This is a genomic window from Cupriavidus sp. YAF13 (assembly GCF_052113425.1).
Taxonomy (GTDB): domain Bacteria; phylum Pseudomonadota; class Gammaproteobacteria; order Burkholderiales; family Burkholderiaceae; genus Cupriavidus.
Map to the genome: position 1 here is coordinate 57,584 of NZ_JBFRDD010000032.1, position 14,869 is coordinate 72,452.

The following is a 14,869-nucleotide window of genomic DNA, read 5'->3' on the forward strand; positions in this document are numbered from 1 at the left end:
CGCAGCGGCGGCGCGCTACGGCGCGCCCGCCGGGCCCGGTGCGTTCGCGCTGTAGTCGACCGGCGCGTCCGAGGGGCGGGGCGTGTCGCCGGCGCGCTCGATCCAGCCGCCGCCGAGGAACTGGTAGAGATCGACCAGGTTGCTCAGCCGTTGCAGCCGGGCGTTGATCAGCAGCAATTGCGCGTTGTAGAGGTCGTTCTGCGCGGTCAGCACGCTCAGGTAGCTGTCCACCCCGTTGCGAAAGCGCAGGTCCGACAGCACCAGCCGCCGCTCTTGCGAGCCGGTGAAGCGCTCAAGCGCCTTGATCTGGTTGTCATAGGTGCCGCGCGCCGCCAGGCCATCGGACACCTCCCGAAAGGCAGTCTGGATGGCCTTCTCGTAGGTGGAGATCTCAATGCGTTTCTGCACCTGCGCCAGGTCCAGCGCGGCAATGTTCTGGCCGCCCTGGAAGATCGGCAGGGTGATCTGCGGCGCGAACGACCAGGCACCTGAGCCCGGCTTGAACAAGCCGCCCAGCGTGGGCGACAGCGTGCCCGCGCTGCCGGTGAGCGTCACCCGCGGGAAAAACGCCGCGCGCGCCGCGCCGATGTTGGCGTTGGCTGCCCGCAGCGATTGCTCTGCGGCGGCGATGTCCGGGCGCCGGGTCAGCAGGTCGGACGGCAGGCCCGCCGGGATGTCGGCCAGCAAGGCCTGGCTGTTGAGCGGCAGGCCAGGCGGCAGGTTATCCGGCAGTGGCTCGCCCACCAGCAGCACCAGCGCATTCTCGGACTGCGCGCGTAACCGACTTTCCGTTTCCAGGTTGGCGCGCGCCTGCTCGACCACGCCTTCGGCCTGGCGCAGGGCCAGCTCCGAGCCCGTGCCGACGTCAAACTGCAGGCTGGTGATGCGCAACGACTCCTCGGCCGTCACCAGCGTGCCGCGCGTAACGGCCAGCGCGTCGTCGTAGCTGAGCATGGTGAGGTACTGGTTCGCCACCGACGACAGCAAGGCCAGCTCCGCCGCCCTGCGGGTTTCCGCCAGCGACAGGAACTGCGCGAGGGCCTGGTCTTTCAGGCTGCGGATGCGGCCAAAGAAGTCGATTTCCCACGACGCGCTGAGGCCGACTRAATAGTCGCCGGAGATGGTCTTGCCAAGGAACGACAGGTTCTTTGGTGTGCGCGAGCGGCTCTGCGAGGCCACCGCGTTGACGGCCGGGAACAGGCCGGCGCGGCTGATCTGGTACTGCGCGCGGGCCGCCTCCATGTTCAGAACCGACACGCGCAGGTCGCGGTTGTTCTTGAGCGCAAGCGCCAGCAGGCGCCGCAGGCGCGCATCGGCAAAGAAGTCCCGCCAGCCGATCTCCGGGGCCGGCGTATTGGCGGTGGCGCTGGCGGCGTCCGGCTGGGTGTCGTAGACGCCGCCGGCCGGGAAGTTGGGGGCAACGGGGGCGGCGGGGCGCTCATAGCGCGGCTGGAGCGTGCAGCCGGCGGCCATGACGGCGGTGGTGGCGATCAGTGCGAGTCTGGGCATCTCAATGTCCTTGGCCAGGCGTGCCGGCGCTGCCATTGCTGCCATTGCTGCCGCCGCTGCCATCGTCATTGCCACTGCCCGCGTGGCCGGACGGGACGGGCGCAGGTGGCGACCCGGGCTTGTGCTTGGTCTTGCTGAACTTGCCGATCACGACGAAGAACATAGGGATCATGAAGATCGCTAGGAAGGTGGCGGTCAGCATCCCGCCGATCACGCCGGTGCCGATCGCATGCTGGCTGCCGGAGCCGGCGCCATTGCTGAGCGCCAGCGGCAGCACGCCAAGGATGAAGGCCATCGAGGTCATCAGGATCGGGCGCAAGCGCAGGCGTGCCGCCTCCACCGCCGCGTCGACGGTGCTCATGCCCTGGTCGCGCAGGTCGCGGGCGAACTCCACGATCAGGATGGCGTTCTTTGCCGACAGCCCCACCGTGGTCAGCAGGCCGACCTGGAAGAAAACGTCGTTCTCCAGCCCGCGCAGGGTGGCGGCCAGCAGCGCGCCCAGGATGCCCAGCGGCACCACCATGATCACCGAGAACGGGATCGACCAGCTCTCATACAGCGCGGCCAGGCACAGGAACACGACGAGGATCGAGATGCCGTAGAGCAGTGGCGCCTGCGAGCCGGACTGGCGCTCCTGGTACGACAAGCCGGTCCATTCGTAGCCGATGCCGTCGGGCAGCTTCTGGGCGATGGCTTCCATGGCGTTCATCGCCTGGCCGGTCGATTTGCCGGCCGCCGCCGCGCCCTGGATCTCGACCGCCGGAATGCCGTTGAAGCGCTCGAGTTTGGGGGACCCGAAGATCCAAGCCCCCGAGCCGAAGGCGCCGAACGGCACCATCGTGCCAGCCGCATTGCGCACGTACCAGGCGTTCAGGTCCTCCGGGTTCATGCGGAACCTCGGTTCGCCCTGCACGTAGACCTTCTTGATCCGGTTGTCGGTATCGAGGAAGTTGTTCACGTAAAGCGACGCCCAGGCGGTCGAGAAGGTCTGGTCGATGTCGGCGGCGCTGACCCCCAGCGCATTGGCTTTTTCGCGGTCGATGTCGACCTTGAACTGTGGTGTGTCGTTCAGGCCGTTCGGGCGCACCTGTGCCAGCAGCGCGTCTTTGGCCGCCATGCCGAGCAGCATGTTGCGCGCCTGCATCAGCTTCCCGTGGCCCACGCCGGCACGGTCCTGCAGCTCGAAGTCGAAGCCCGCGGCCGTGCCGAGTTCCGGAATGGACGGGGGGTTCAACGGGAACACGTTGGCGTCCTTGTATCTCGCAAAGTGCCCGAAAATCCGCCCGACCAGCGCGGGCGCTTTCAGGTTCGCGGACTCCCGCTTGGAGAAGTCCTTGAGCCGCACGAACACCAGGCCCGAGTTCTGGCCGCGGCCGGCAAAGCTGAAGCCGTTAACCGTCAGCGCGGCTTCCACGGAATCCTTCTCGTTGTTGAGCAGGTACTCCTGCACATCCAGCAGCACCTTGGCGGTCCGCTCCTGCGTGGAGCCCACGGGCGCCTGCACCAGCACGAACATGGTGCCCTGGTCCTCTTCGGGCAGGAAGGCTTTCGGCAGGCGCACGAACAGCAAGCCCACCACCAGGATCACCATCAGGTAGATGACCAGCCAGCGCCCCGAGCGCCGGATCACGTGCTCCACGCCGCTGTGGTACTTCTTCTGGCTCTTGGCGAAGGTGCGGTTGAACCAGCCGAAGAAGCCAGTCTTTTCATCGTGGTGGCCTTTCGGGATCGGTTCGAGCATGGAAGCGCACAGTGCCGGCGTCAGGATCAGGGCCACCAGGACGGACAGCACCATGGCGGCAACGATGGTCAGCGAGAACTGCCGGTAGATCGCCCCCACCGAGCCACCGGAGAATGCCACCGGCACGAACACCGCCGACAGCACCAGCGCCACGCCCACCAGCGCGCCGGTGATCTGCTCCATGGCCTTGCGCGTGGCGTCGCGCGGCGACAAGCCTTCCTCGGCCATGACCCGCTCGACGTTCTCCACCACCACGATCGCATCGTCCACCAGCAGGCCGATGGCCAGCACCATGCCGAACATCGACAGCGTGTTGATCGAGAAGCCAACCACCGACATCACCGCGAAGGTGCCCAGCAGCACCACGGGCACCGCGATGGTCGGGATCAGCGTGGCGCGCAGGTTCTGCAGGAACAGGTACATCACCAGGAACACCAGCACGATGCCCTCGATCAGCGTCTTGATCACTTCCTCGATCGACAGCGTGATGAATGGCGTGATGTCGTACGGATACTCCACCACCACGCCTTGCGGCGCGTAGCGCTGCAGCTCGGCCATCTTGGCGCGCACCGCCTTGGCCGTGGCCAGCGCATTGGCGCCGGTGGCGAGCTGGATGCCGAAGGCCGCGGTCGGCTGGCCGTTGTACTTGGTGTCGAAGTTATAGTTCTCGCCGCCCAGCTCGATGCGCGCCACATCCCTCAGGCGCACCTGCGAGCCGTCGGTATTCACCTTGAGCAGGATATTGCCGAACTGCGCGGGGGTTTGCAGCAGCGTGGCCTCGGTGATGGTGGCTTGCAGCATCTGGCCCGGCACCGACGGCGTGCCGCCCAGGCTGCCGCCGGCGACCTGCACGTTCTGCGCGGCCACCGCGTTCTTGACGTCGATCGGGGTCAGGCTGTAGTTGTTCAGCTTGGTCGCATCGAGCCAGATCCGCATGGCGTACTGCGAGCCGAACAGCGTGACCGTGCCAACGCCGTCGATCCGGCTGACCGGGTCCAGCACCTTCGACGCCACGTAGTTCGCCAGGTCGTAGCGGCCCATGCTGCCGTCCCTGGACACGAAGGCGAGGATCAGCAGGAAGCTGCTGCTCGACTTGGTGACCTTGGTGCCCAGTTGCTGCACGGCCTGCGGCAGCAGCGGGGTGGCCAGTTGCAGCTTGTTCTGCACCTGGACCTGCGCAATGTCCGGGTTGGTGCCGGCCGCGAAGGTCAGCGTGATGGTGGCGGTGCCGGAGTCGTCGCTGGTCGACGACAGGTACAGCAGGTGGTCCAGGCCACTCATCTGCTGCTCGATCACCTGCGTGACGGTGTCTTCGACGGTCTTGGCGGAAGCGCCGGGGTAGGTGGCGCTGATCTGCACGGCCGGCGGGGCAATCGTGGGGTACTGGGCAATGGGCAGCGTGGTGGTCGCGGCGAGGCCGGCCAGCATCAGGATGATTGCGATCACCCACGCAAAAATTGGCCGGTCGATAAAGAACTTTGCCATGAAGCTGGCTCCCGGTTATTGCGCGGCCGATGCTGCCGACGCTGCGGAAGGCGCCGATGCCGCTGCCGCGCCGGCGCCAGGCATGGCCTGCGCGCCGGAGGCCGGCTGCGCCGGTGCCTGGGCTTCGACCGGCTTGACCGTCATGCCCGGTTTGGCTTTCTCCACGCCATTGACGATCACGCGATCGCCCGGCTGCAGGCCGCTGTCCACCACCCAGCCGCTGCCGTAGGTGCCGGTGGTGACGATCTGGCGTTGCGTCACCTTGTTGTCCTGGCCGACGACCAGCGCCACGGCCTGCCCCTTTGCGTCATGCGTGACGCCAATCTGCGGCACGACGATGGCCTTGTCGTTGACGCCCTGGTCGATGCGCGCGCGCACGAACATCCCGGGCAGCAGCACGCGATCCTTGTTCGGGAAGATCGCACGCACCGTCACGGATCCCGTGCTCTGGTCCACGCTCACGTCGGTGAACTGGAGCTGGCCGGGCTGCGGATAGGCGCGTCCGTCCTCCAGCAGCAGCGTGACCTTGGCGGCGTTGGCGCCGGCGGCCTGCARGCGGCCCTCCTGGATCTGGCGGCGCAGCCGCAGCCCATCGACGCTCGATTGCGTCAGGTTGACGTAGACCGGGTCCAGTTGCTGGACCGTGGTCAGCAGCGTGGCCTGGCTGGCCTGCACATAGGCGCCCGGCGTGACCTGCGACAAGCCGCTGCGCCCGCTGATGGGGGACACGACATCGGTGTAGCCCAGGTTGATCTGCGCGGTTTCCACCCCTGCCTTGCCCGATGCCACGTCGGCCACGGCCTGGCCCAGCGCGGCCACGGCGTTGTCGTAGTCCTGCTTGCTCACGGCGTTGGACGCCACCAGGATCTTGTAGCGCTGGACCAGCGCGTTCTGCGTGCCTACGTTGGCCTGTGCCTTTGCCAGCACGGCCTTGGCATTGTTGAGCGCGGCAATGTAGGGCGTCGGGTCGATCTTGTAGAGGCGCTGGCCCAGCTTGACCTCATCGCCCTCGGTGAACTCGCGGCGCAGCACGATGCCGTCGACCCGCGCGCGCACCTGCGCGACCAGGAAGGCGCTGGTGCGGCCCGGCAGTTCGGACGTGACGGGCACGGTGGCCGGCTTGACGGTGACGACGCCGACCTCCAGCGTCTGCGGCGGCGGCGCGGCGGGCTTTTGTCCGCATGCAGCAAGAATTACGGCAACCGTCGCGGCACTGATATGGCGAAAGGGAACCCGCTCGATGCGCATGAAGGGACCTCGGAATCGGTGGAAGTGGACGGGAAGCACAAACACGCGCACGCGCTGGCCATCCTGTATGGACAGGCAGAGGCGCTACATGGCACGGCGATCGGAGCCGCGCGCCGGCAACCGTTGTCCCGGTTGGCGCCTGGCGGGTGAGCAACTGCCGCCCCGGCCTTGCCTGCTGGCGGGCGGTTGCCGTGGATTCGGCGATGGATAGGCGCTGCGATCAGGGCGCCGGCGATGGCCGCAAGCCTCGCGCGGCATGCGGGAGAGACCGCGAAAGCTTGGGCGCCCGACCTTGCCATGCGGCGTGGCAGGACGAAGGCGAAGAGGGTAGGGGGAGATGATTTCCGCAAACCGAATGCAAGCCCGTATCAGTGCACTCATGCCGGCCATCAGCCATTACGCGATCACGTCATCGTGTCCTTGCACGCTGTGGCCCTTCCGGCACCGCCACAGCCGGGCGAAATGGTGCATCACACCACTCTAGATCACTTGCATGACAAAGCAAGAAGCGTCTCGAAGTATCGTGCGCCGCACGGGCCGGGCCAAGATGTGGGCCATGCTGCGCGCTTCGTGGGAGCGGGGGCAAAACATCCACGCTACGGAATAAAACCGGGGCGCCATGCGTTTACTCGGGTGGGCAGGACCGAATCGCGGCATCACCCGATGGCGTCACCATGCGGCCCGCCCGCCAAGGAGACCAACATGAAAGCGCTCCGCCTGGTTTCTGCCCTGCTGCTAGCCTTGATGGCGGTGGCGGCCTGTACTTCCGGCGGCGGTGGCGACGGGTCCGGCGGCGCCTCGGTCTCGCGCGATGGCAGCCGCGGCACTAGCGGCACTAGTGGCACGGCTGGCACCGGCGGCATGGGGACGAGCGGATATTGATCCCCGCCCCGATGCTTGCAGATGCGCCCCCCATGTCCTGTCAGCAGTGAGCGTTGGCGACGACATCGCGGTCTGGCTTCCGCAGCTGCGGCGCTATGCGCGCGCGCTCACCGGCGACGCGGCGTGGGCCGATGACCTCGTGCAGGACACCGCGGAGCGCGCGCTTGCCCAGGGCAAGCGGCTGCCCGCGGGCGGTCAGGCCCGGGCCTGGATGCTGACCGTGCTGCGCCACCTCTACATCGATCAGTTGCGCCGGCGCCGCGAAGTGGCGTTGGACGCGGCCGATCCGCTCTGGCAGCGGCAGGCGGCCCCTGCCAGCGAAGTCGACGGGCTGACGCTGCGCGATGTGCAGCGTGCGCTGTACCGCCTGCCGATCGAGCAGCGCGAGGTGCTGCTGCTGATCGTGCTGGAGGGCCTGCGCTACCAGGAAGCCGCCGCGGTCTTGCACGTGCCGCTGGGCACGGTGATGTCGCGCCTGTCCCGCGCGCGCGAGCATCTGCGCGCACTGCTGGCCGATGGCGCCGGCGGCTCTGGTGGCATGGGTGGCACGGGTGGCGCCGGCGAGCGCCACGTACCGCTAAGGGTGGTGAGGAACACGCCATGAACGACGACCGCGGCCCCGGTCCCGCCTCTGACCCGAACGCCAGCGAGCCCGCACCCGACCTGGCGCGGCTGTGCGCGCTGGTGGACGGCGAATTGCCCGAGGCCGAGGGCGCGGCCCTGCGCGCGGCCCTCGCGCATGACGCGCGGGCCGCGGAGCTGGCGGAGCACTATACCCAGCAGAACGCCGCGCTCAAGGCCCTGTTCCCGCTGCCGGCGGACCTGCGCTACGTGCTGGTCCGGGCGCGCGCGCCGTGGTGGCGCAGTGCGCTTGCCGCCACGGGCTGGGTGATGGCCGGCCTGGCGCTTGCATTCGGCGTGGCGTGGCTGCCAGGCGCCAGCGCGGACCCCAACGCATTTGCGCGCCATGCCGATGCCGCCTATGTGGTGTTTGCGCCTGAAGAGCGCCATCCCGTCGAGGTGGCGGCCGCCGACCAGGCGCACCTGCGCGCGTGGTTGTCGCGCCGGATCGCCCGTACGCTCACCATTCCGTCGCTGGACGAGTACGGCTTCACGCTGCTGGGCGGGCGCCTGCTGGCCGGCGAGGCAGGCCCGGCCGCCCAGTTGATGTACCAGGACCCGGCCGGCGAGCGGCTCACGCTCTACATCACGCCGGCCGCGCCCGCCCTGGCCACGCTTGGCGTGCTGCGCCAGGCCGATCGCCGCACCTTTTACTGGGTCAGCGGCGGGGCCGGCTATGCGCTCTCCGGCCAGTTGGCCGAAGCGCGGCTGCGCGCCATCGCCGGCGATGTCTGCGCGAGCCTGGGCGGCGATCCGCAGGCATGGCAATAACAAGGGGCAAGGGCGCGCGGAATGTACCGGGAATGCATGGAATAAACGGGGAGCCTGATCCGTTTACCCATTGCAGGAACGCGCGCCGCGCAAGCGTGCCAGCGGGTCCGGCAGGCAAACCGATGTGCCGCGGGATGCGGTTCGGGCAATAGCCCGGCGCATCGCAACGTCGGGCATTCGATCCCGGGATGACATCATGAGCAAGGCTCTGGGTGCCGTGGCGGCGTTACTTGCCGGCCTCGGCCTGAGCGCGCCCGCGGCGGCGCAGGCGGTGGCCGCGGACGCAGGGAGTGGCTATTCGTCGCCTTGCCAGCAGATGGCGGGGCAGGTGGAGATCGACGGCTACCTGCAACAGGTGGTGGGGCTGGCCTGCCTGCAGCCGGATGGCTCCTGGCAGATGGTGGATAGCTCTGGCGGCGCGGTGGTGTATGCGCAGCCGGCTTACTACTACGACCCTTGGTACTGGGCGCCGGTTGGCGTCGGCTTTGGCGCGAGCTTTATCTTTATCGACCGCTTTCATCACGCGCACAACATGCACCGCGTGTTCTTTTCGCGCCCGGGCGGCGGTTTCCGTGGCGGCTTCCATGGCGGCTTCCATGGCGGCTCGCGCGGGTCGTTTGTCGGCGCGCCGCACGGCGGCTTCCAGGGGGGCGGGTTCCATGGTGGCGGCCATCATCACTGACGAAGGACGGCGCTTAATGTGAATGCACGACGGGCGTGAATGCACGAAGGGCGCTGCCACCGGATCGCTCGGCCGCGCCCTTCGCGCACGCGCAGGCCCTGCGCGGCTTCGCCGCGGCGCCTGTCGCCTGTCTTTGCCGCCATGCTTGACCGGGCCGGCCCGGTGCGGCGGCTCAAGGATGCGCGCGACCCGGCGGGCATGCCGGCGCCAGGCAAGCAGGGCATCTGGCCCGCGGGGCATCCTTCCACACCCGCGCGCGGCACCGATTGACAAGCCTGGTACCGTTCTGTACCGTGGAACACTGTGCGGCTCTGCCGCTGGCTTTCCCCGGTCGGCGGGATGCCGGCCCTGTGCCACGCCGCCACGCCGCCACTCTGCTTTTTCCCGCTTTCCTGCCCTTTCCTGACCTTTCCTGCCCTGTTTCCTTCATGCCACGTAAAGCCGCCCAGCTCTCCGAAGCCGACAAACATGCCGCCGAAGGCGGCGCCGTAGCCGTAGACCGGGCCTTGTTCGTGCTTTCCGCGTTCCGCCTGGGCGACACCACGCTGAGCCTGGTGGAGCTGGCCCAGCGCACCGGGCTCTACAAAAGCACGCTGCTGCGCCTGCTGGCGTCGCTGGAGCACGCCAGGCTGATCCTGCGCCATACCGATGGCCGCTACGGGCTAGGCCCGGAAGTGGCGCGGCTGAACTCGGTGTATTCGGCTTCGTTCTCGCTCGAACTCATCGTCATGCCGGTGCTGCGCCAACTGGTGCAGGCCACACGCGAAAGCGCCGCTTACCACGTCGAGCAGGGCGAGCACCGTCTGTGCCTGTACCGCGTCGACTCGCCCCAGCCGGTGCGCGACCATGCCAAGGCGGGGGAGCTGCTGCCACGCAACCGCGGCGCCGGTGGCCGCGTGCTGCGCGCATTCAGCGGGGCGCGGGGGGAGCTATACCAGAAGATACGGGAAGAGGGCGTCGCGGCGATGGTCGGGGATCGTCTCCCGGAGATTGCCGGCGTATCGTCGCCGGTGTTTGGCCCGGACGGCGAGCTCAAGGGCGCGCTGACCCTGACCTGCCCGACGCCGCGCTTCGACGAGGCCTTCCGCCCGCATGTCCTGCGGGCAGCCCGCGACCTGACCCTGGCGCTGGGGGGCACGTTCCCGTTTCCCGCCTGAGCTGCCCCAGATCGGTGCAAAACCGGTCCTGGCGCGGTGTTTGCTCGTCAGCGTTGGCTCCTTGCTCCTTGCTCCTTGCGCCGTGCCCCTGCAACCAGGCCGATGCCCGGCTTGTCGGGGGTGGCCCTGTCGGCGTCCGTGGCGATATCATGCGCCTTTGCGAAGTTGACCAACCAATCGGGCCTGCCTCTGAAGCCTCCCGTCAACGTCACCGGCAACACGGTATCTTCAAAGGAATTCCGTGCAGTTAGACCAGCAAACGATTGTCGTCGTCATGGTGGTGGTGTACGCCAGCACGCTGGCCATTTCGGCCGGCCTGCTTGGCGCCTTGCGGCCCAGCGCGGCCGGGCGCCTGTGGGCGCTCGGGCATCTGCTGGTGTCGGCCGCCGGGCTGGTGCTGGCGGCCAACGCTTCGGCCAGGCTGGTCTATGTCAGCGCGGGCGGGGCGGCCGCCTTTATCGCCGGCAGGATGCTGATCTACCGCGGCGTGCGGGTGTATTACGGCATGGCGTCGTGGGATCGCACGCTCGCGGTGGGCGTGACGGTGGCCGCGCTGGCGCTGGTTGGCGCCGCCGGCATGGCTGGTGGCCAGGCGCGCATGCATGTGATCGGCTACGGCAGCCTGGCCCTGGTGGCCGTGCTGACGGTCGTCACCCTGCTGCATGCCTACGATGGCCGGCGCAGCGTGGGCACGCCCCTGGTGGTGATTGCCAGCCTCGTTCACCTGGCCACGCACCTGGCCGGGTTTGCCGCCGGGCTGGCGGGCAACGTGGCCTCGGGGCCGTTCTATGCCAGCAGTGCCAACGGGATCTTGCTGGTGGTGCCGCTGGTGGGCACCTTGCTGGCCTTGTTCGGGTTTACGGTCATGGCCATGGAGCAGGTCATTGCCACCAATGAAAACGGCGCCAGGCTCGATGCGCTGACGCGCCTGCTCAACCGGGGCGCGCTCGACAAGTCGGCCATCAGCCTGGTGGCTGCCTGGGAGCGCCACGGCCAGCCCTTGTCCTGCCTGGTGATCGATATCGACCATTTCAAGCAGGTCAACGACCGGCATGGCCACCATGCCGGCGACACCGTGCTCAAGCTGATCGCCGAGGCCATCGACAACTCGCGGCGTGCCTCCGATGTAGCCGGGCGCTACGGCGGCGAGGAATTCTGCATCCTCTGCCCGCATACCGACGAAGGCCAGGCCACCGCGCTGGCCAACCGGATCCTGAAAAAAGTGCGTGGCATTGCGCTGCCCGGCGACTCGGCGGCGTTCGCCAGCGTCAGCATCGGCGTGGCCGAGCTGCGCGGCGGGGCGGCGGGGGTGGAAGGGCTGTGGCGCGCCTTGTTCGCGGCGGCTGACCGGGCGCTCTATGCGGCCAAGGAGTTTGGCCGGGACCGCTATGCGCTGGCGTCCTGGATGGCGCCGTCCACGCGCCCGGTGCCCGGCGACGTGGGCGACTCCGCCCACGTGCCTGGCCGCTAGGGCCGGTAGCGCTGTCTCTGAGCCTGGATCAGTCCTGCGCCGTCGGCACGTCCCGGGGCGGGTGGCCGTCGTAAGTCCAGATGTACTGGCGCGGGATCGGGCCCTTGTTGCGGCCGCCTTGCTGCGTTTGCTCCCAGGCATGCGCCAGGATCCCGACCGAGCGCGACAGGCAGAACAGCCCGCGCGCCAGCGGCGCCGGGAAGCCCAGCTCCGCATAGATCACAGCCGTGGCACCGTCGATATTCATGGGAATCGGCTTGCTGCGGCCCGCGCCCAGTTCGGCCTCCACCGCGCGTGCAATGGTGGCGAAGCGGCCCGAGACCACGCCATCGGCTGCGGCTTGGTCCACCAGCGCCAGCAGGCGCGGGGCGCGCGGGTCCAGCGGATGGAAGCGGTGGCCGAATCCGGACACGAACTTGCCGTGGTTGTCACGATAATCCGCCAGGGCGGCCTTGACCGCGGCTTCCTGGGTTTCGCCGCCGTCGATACGGCGCGCCACATCCTGGTACAGTTCCACCGCCTGCTCGCCGGCGCCGCCGTGCACGTCGCCCAGCACGTTGACGGCGGACGCCATCGCATTGTTCAGGCCCACGCCACAGGTGGCGGCCATGCGGGCAATGGCAATGCTGGGCGCTTGCGGGCCGTGGTCCACCGCCGACATCAGCGCGGCGTCCAGCAACTCGCCTTGCCCGCGCGCCGGCAGGTCGCCGCGCAGCATCAGCCAAATCATCTGCGCGAACGACACCTGGCCGATCAACTGCTCGATGGGATAGCCGCGGTAGCGGATCTCGCCGGGCTGCATGTCGATGATCTCGGTACGCCACCAGTCCTGGGAGAGGCGCTGGCCTTCGTTGATGTCATTGGTGCCGGTGTTTGCCTTGGTAGGTTCACTCATACCGCACGCTCCTTTTGCAGGGTTTCGATATCCGCCTCGCCGTAGCCAAGCTGGACGAGGATCTCGCGGGTGTGCTGGCCGAGCTCCGGCGGCGGGGTGTCGACCGACGGCGCCTCGCCATTGAGCTTGAAGCCCGTGCGCACCAGCCGGATGTCGCGTCCCACGCCGGGCACGTCGGCAAACTCACCGATCATGCCGCGCCCGCTCACCTGCGGGTGATCCAGCGTTTGCGGCACGCTGTAGACCGGGCCGGCCGGCACGCCCGCCTCGTTGAACAGTTTCCACCACGCATCGGCGGATTTCTTCGCCAGCTCCGCCTCCAGCTCGCGCGTGAGTTCGGCGCGGTTGGCCAGCCGCGCCTGGCGCTGCGCGAAGCGCGCGTCGGTGGCAAGTTCCGGGCGGCCCACCACGCGGCAGACCGCTTCGAACTGCTCCTGCTTGTTGGCAGCGATATTGATCAGGCCATCGCCGGTGTGGAAGGCGCCGGACGGGCTGGCCGTCATGTTCTCATTGCCCATCGGCGCCGGGGTCTTGCCTGCGATCAGGTAGTTGGACACCACCCAGCCCATGGTGGCCAGGGTGGCTTCCAGCATCGATACGTCGATGAAGTAGCCCTCGGTGCGCTGGTGATCCGCCAGCGCGGCGGCCACGGCAAAGGCCGCGGTGATGCCGCCGATGGTGTCGGAGACCGGGTAGCCCACGCGGTAAGGCGCGGTCTGCGGGTCGCCGGTGATGCTCATCACCCCGGACATTCCCTGGATGATCTGGTCGTATGCTGGCAGGTCCGACAGCGGGCCGTCCTGCCCGAAGCCGGAAATGGCGCAATAGATCAGCTTGGGATGGATCTGCTTGAGCGCCTCGAAGCCCAGGCCCAGGCGGTCCATCACGCCGGGGCGGAAGTTCTCCACCAGGACGTCGGCGCTCTGCACCAGCTTGCGGAAGACTTCCTTGCCGCTCGCGTGCTTGAGGTTGATGGTGATGGAGCGTTTCCCGGGGTTCTGCGCCAGGAAGGACACGCCCATGAGCCGGCTGTTGAGCTCGGCATCGGCCCCCAGCTGACGGGCCAGGTCGCCGGTGCCCGGGGTTTCCACCTTGATGACCTCGGCGCCCATATGGGCGAGCTGGTGGCAGCAGAAGGGCCCGGCCAGCACGTTGGTGAGGTCGAGGACGCGGATATGGCGTAGCGGTTTTTGCATGGCGAGGCTTTGAGGTGTCGGTGCCGCGGCGCTTCGCAGTGGCGAAGCTGGCCGCGGCGGGCGGCGAAGGCGTTACTCTACCTTGGCGCCGGACTGGCGCACGAGGGTGCCCCAGCGGGTGTTTTCAGCCTTGATGAACGCGGCCAGGTCTTGCGGGGAACCGCCGCGCGGCTCGCTGCCTTCCTCGCGCATCTTGGCGATGGTATCGGGCTGGGCGATGGCCTTGTTGATCTCCTCGTTGACGCGCTTGACTATCTCCGCCGGCGTGCCGGCCGGCGCCACCAGCGCCTTCCAGTCCTCCGCCTGGAAGCCGGCATAGCCGCCTTCGATCACGGTCGGCACGTCACCCAGCAGCGGCAGGCGCTTGGCCGAGGTCACGCCGAGTGCGCGCAGCTTGCCGGCCTTGATCATCGGCAGCGCGATCGGCGGCGTAGCGAAGTAGAAGTCGGTCTGGCCGCCCAGCAGGTCGGTCAGCGCCGGCGAGGCGCCCTTGTAGGGCACGTGCAGCATCTTGATGCCCGTGCGGCGCGCGAACATCTCGCCCGTCAGGTGGCCCACGGTGCCCGTGCCGGCCGACGCCATCGAGAGCTGCCTGGCCTTGCCGGCGGTGACCAGGTCGGCCAGGTTCTTGTACGGCGCGTCCTTGCGCACGATCAGCACCAGCGGTTGCGCGGAAACCAGCGCCACCGGGGTGAAGTCCTTGATCGCGTCGTAGGGCATCCTGGGGTACAGCGTGGGATTGATCGCCAGGTTGGCGGTCTGGCCCATGCCGAGCGTGTAGCCATCGGGGCGGGCCTTGGCCACCGCGTCCATGCCGATATTGCCGCCCGCGCCAGCTCGGTTTTCCACCACCACGTTCCAGTGGGTGGTCATGCCCACCTTGTTGAACACCAGGCGCGCCATGACGTCGGTGCCGCCGGCCGGCGGGAAGGGGACCACCAGGCGCACCGGCTGGCTCGGATAGGTGTCCGCGGCAGCGGGGATGGCGCCTGCGGCGAGCAGGGCGGGGACTGCGAGCAGCAGCAGGGCGCGGATGGGGAAGCGTTTCATTGTGTCTCCGGATTGGGGTGGTGCACGGCACCGGCGGAAGATTCTTTGTGTTCTGTAGATTAGAACGTTGGTCTTACTTAGGGAATTTAGGTGGGAGGATAGGAGGGGGGAGGGGGGGATGTCAAGGGGTAGGGGGGCGGCTTTTTGGGGAGGCGGCGTTG

The 14,869-nt window shown here is 68.2% G+C and carries 12 protein-coding genes; 6 read left to right on the forward strand and 6 right to left on the reverse strand.

All coding sequences use genetic code 11. The features are described 5' to 3' along the window. Positions 1 to 15: 15 nt before the first annotated feature. From AB4061_RS24145 to AB4061_RS24155, 3 genes are read right to left on the reverse strand one after another with little or no spacing between them, the layout of a single operon-like run. The gene (locus tag AB4061_RS24145; RefSeq protein WP_441638207.1) at positions 16 to 1,509 is read right to left on the reverse strand and encodes an efflux transporter outer membrane subunit; all 1,494 of its coding nucleotides are present in this window, start codon (positions 1,507 to 1,509) and stop codon (positions 16 to 18) included. 1 nt (position 1,510) lies between these two features. Next, the gene (locus AB4061_RS24150; protein WP_441638209.1) at positions 1,511 to 4,735 is read right to left on the reverse strand and encodes an efflux RND transporter permease subunit; all 3,225 of its coding nucleotides are present in this window, start codon (positions 4,733 to 4,735) and stop codon (positions 1,511 to 1,513) included. Between the two features lie 15 nt (positions 4,736 to 4,750). Then, the gene (locus tag AB4061_RS24155) at positions 4,751 to 5,983 is read right to left on the reverse strand and encodes an efflux RND transporter periplasmic adaptor subunit (RefSeq protein ID WP_441638211.1); all 1,233 of its coding nucleotides are present in this window, start codon (positions 5,981 to 5,983) and stop codon (positions 4,751 to 4,753) included. A 702-nt stretch (positions 5,984 to 6,685) separates the two neighbouring features. Between AB4061_RS24155 and AB4061_RS24160 the strand changes: the two genes are divergently transcribed. From AB4061_RS24160 to AB4061_RS24185, 6 genes are all read left to right on the forward strand, one after another. Continuing rightward, positions 6,686 to 6,865 (forward strand): hypothetical protein, encoded by a 180-nt coding sequence (locus tag AB4061_RS24160; RefSeq protein WP_441638213.1) that lies wholly within the window; start codon positions 6,686 to 6,688, stop codon positions 6,863 to 6,865. Between the two features lie 46 nt (positions 6,866 to 6,911). Then, positions 6,912 to 7,469 carry a sigma-70 family RNA polymerase sigma factor gene (locus tag AB4061_RS24165; RefSeq protein WP_441638215.1) on the forward strand — a complete coding sequence of 186 codons (558 nt, stop codon included), beginning with the start codon at positions 6,912 to 6,914 and terminating at the stop codon, positions 7,467 to 7,469. Then, positions 7,466 to 8,257, forward strand: coding sequence for an anti-sigma factor family protein (locus AB4061_RS24170; protein ID WP_441638217.1), 792 nt, complete (start codon positions 7,466 to 7,468; stop codon positions 8,255 to 8,257). Before AB4061_RS24165 ends, AB4061_RS24170 begins: the two co-directional genes overlap by 4 nt. A 196-nt stretch (positions 8,258 to 8,453) precedes the next feature. After that, a complete protein-coding gene (locus AB4061_RS24175; protein WP_441638219.1) occupies positions 8,454 to 8,939 on the forward strand; it encodes a hypothetical protein in 486 nt (161 codons plus the stop codon). A 428-nt stretch (positions 8,940 to 9,367) separates the two neighbouring features. After that, positions 9,368 to 10,096: an IclR family transcriptional regulator gene (locus AB4061_RS24180; RefSeq protein WP_174424044.1), complete on the forward strand. Its 729-nt coding sequence runs from the start codon at positions 9,368 to 9,370 to the stop codon at positions 10,094 to 10,096. A 241-nt stretch (positions 10,097 to 10,337) separates the two neighbouring features. Continuing rightward, entirely contained in the window at positions 10,338 to 11,567 is a 1,230-nt protein-coding gene (locus AB4061_RS24185) for a diguanylate cyclase (protein WP_441638221.1), read from the forward strand. 28 nt (positions 11,568 to 11,595) lie between these two features. Here the strand turns inward: AB4061_RS24185 and AB4061_RS24190 are convergent, their stop codons facing one another. The 3 genes from AB4061_RS24190 to AB4061_RS24200 all read right to left on the reverse strand — a co-directional run bounded on the left by AB4061_RS24190 (position 11,596) and on the right by AB4061_RS24200 (position 14,708). Further along, entirely contained in the window at positions 11,596 to 12,462 is an 867-nt protein-coding gene (locus tag AB4061_RS24190; RefSeq protein ID WP_441638223.1) for a citryl-CoA lyase, read from the reverse strand. Further along, on the reverse strand, positions 12,459 to 13,658 hold the full coding sequence (locus tag AB4061_RS24195) for a CaiB/BaiF CoA transferase family protein (RefSeq protein WP_441638225.1): 1,200 nt from the start codon (positions 13,656 to 13,658) through the stop codon (positions 12,459 to 12,461). Before AB4061_RS24195 ends, AB4061_RS24190 begins: the two co-directional genes overlap by 4 nt. Before the next feature lie 72 nt (positions 13,659 to 13,730). Continuing rightward, entirely contained in the window at positions 13,731 to 14,708 is a 978-nt protein-coding gene (locus AB4061_RS24200) for a Bug family tripartite tricarboxylate transporter substrate binding protein (RefSeq protein ID WP_441638227.1), read from the reverse strand. Positions 14,709 to 14,869 lie beyond the last annotated feature (161 nt).